This is a genomic window from Phytoactinopolyspora endophytica, assembly GCF_004138495.1.
Lineage (GTDB): Bacteria > Actinomycetota > Actinomycetes > Jiangellales > Jiangellaceae > Phytoactinopolyspora > Phytoactinopolyspora endophytica.
Genome location: NZ_ML142853.1, coordinates 200,058 through 201,923 on the forward strand (window position 1 = coordinate 200,058; position 1,866 = coordinate 201,923).

Genomic DNA, 1,866 nt, shown 5'->3' on the forward strand with positions numbered 1-1,866 from the left:
CCTACGACGGCACGCCGCTCGGGCCGGTCCGCGGACGCCCTTCCGAGGTCCAGCGGGCGATCCAGATGGTGTTCCAGGACCCACGCTCGTCGCTCAACCCGAGGATGACGGCCGGTGCCATCATCCGGGAGGCGTGGCAGGCGCATCCGGACGCCGCTCCGAACGGTAACCAGCGGGATGCGGTCCGAGCGCTGCTCGACGAGGTCGGCCTGGACGGCGGCGTGGCCGAGCGCAGGCCGACCGAGCTGTCCGGCGGACAGTGCCAGCGGGTCAGCATCGCCCGCGCGCTGGCGCTTCGGCCACGGCTGCTGGTGTGCGACGAGGCGGTGTCCGCCCTGGACGTCTCGGTGCAGGCGCAGATCCTGCGGCTGCTGGTCGACCTACGTCACGAGCACGGCCTGTCCCTGCTGTTCATCTCGCACGACCTCGGCGTCGTACGCCAGATCGCCGACCGCATCGCAGTGATGCGCAGCGGGGAGATCGTCGAGACGGCCGGGACCGAAGATCTGTACCGCACGCCGCAACACCCCTATACCCGGATGCTGCTGGACGCCGCCCTGGACTTGGAGGTGTCGGAGACGTAGCCGGCACGCCCGCGCCGACGCCCGTCCGGGGTCGGCCCTATCCACGATCTAATACGTACCAACAATCGATTGGAGAGACGACGATGTCGCACCATCGCACTTACCGTCTTCCGGTTCTCCTCGGAGTCGCGGCACTGCTCGTCGCCGCCTGCGGAGGGGACGACGGCGCGTCCGACGACGCCGGCAACGGCGGCACCAACAACGAGAGCACCAGCGAGAACGACGACGGCGCGAGCGGCAGGGGTGACGGCGCCGGAGGCATCGTCACCGTCGCCAGCCAGCGCCCCATCACCACCCTCGACCCGCACGCCGACATGGGAGCCGACCTGGGCACCCAGCTCGCGGGCCGGGCCATCTTCGAGCGCCTCGTCGGCGCCACCGACGACGGCTACGAGCCCGAGCTCGCCGCCGAGTGGACCGTCTCGGACGACGCTACCGAGTGGGAGTTCACCCTCCGCGATGACGCCGTGTTCTCCGACGGCACGCCGGTGACCTCCGCCGACGTGGTGGCCTCGATCGAGCGGATCCAGGAGCTGGAAGGGCCCGTCTCCGGGAACGTCGCCGGAGTGGAGATGGAGGCACCCGACGACGCGACCGTCGTGTTCACTTCCGAGGCCGGCAACCCGGCGCTACTCGGCCAGCTCACCAATGTGTGGATCGCTCCCGCCGAGCATCTCGACGAGGAGGGCTTCTTCGCCGACCCCATCGGCTCCGGTCCTTACCTGGTCGAGAGCTTCACACCAGAGGAGACGCTGGCGCTGGCCCCGAATCCGGACTACTGGGGCGGTGAGCCGGACGTTGAGGGGATCGAGATCCAGTTCATCCCGGAGATCGCCGCCCGTATGACCGCGCTGCGCACCGGCGAGGTCGACCTCACCTGGGGCGTTCCCGACGACCAGGTGCCGGCGCTACAGGAGGAAGGCGGCCTCGCCATCGAGACCGTGCCGAGCAACGCCACCTACACGATGTGGATCAACTCCGGCAGGGACGCGTTCGCCGACGCCGAGGTCCGCAGGGCGCTGTGGCAGGCGGTGAACTTCGAGGAGATCATTCAGGCGCTGCACCCTGAGACCGGCGAGCTGGCGGACTCGATCGTCGCGCCTCCGGTCCTCGGTTACTCGCCGCAGGAATCGGTCGAGTATGACCCGGCGGCCGCCCAGGCGGCACTCGAGGACGCGGGTTTTGACTTCGACGCGACGTACGAGCTTCAGCTCCGCGGTTCGGAGTTCCGTGAGTTCGCCCAGGCCGTCTCCTCCGAGCTGAGAGCGATCGGCGTCCAGGT

General features: G+C 69.4%; 2 protein-coding genes. Both read left to right on the forward strand.

What is annotated here, in order from left to right; translation table 11 throughout:
• On the forward strand, window positions 1-584 hold a 584-nt coding region (locus ELR45_RS11785), incomplete at its 5' end, for an ATP-binding cassette domain-containing protein (RefSeq protein ID WP_205856439.1).
• Between the two features lie 83 nt (window positions 585-667).
• The coding region (locus tag ELR45_RS11790) for an ABC transporter substrate-binding protein (protein WP_165367691.1) at window positions 668-1,866 on the forward strand (1,199 nt) is incomplete at its 3' end.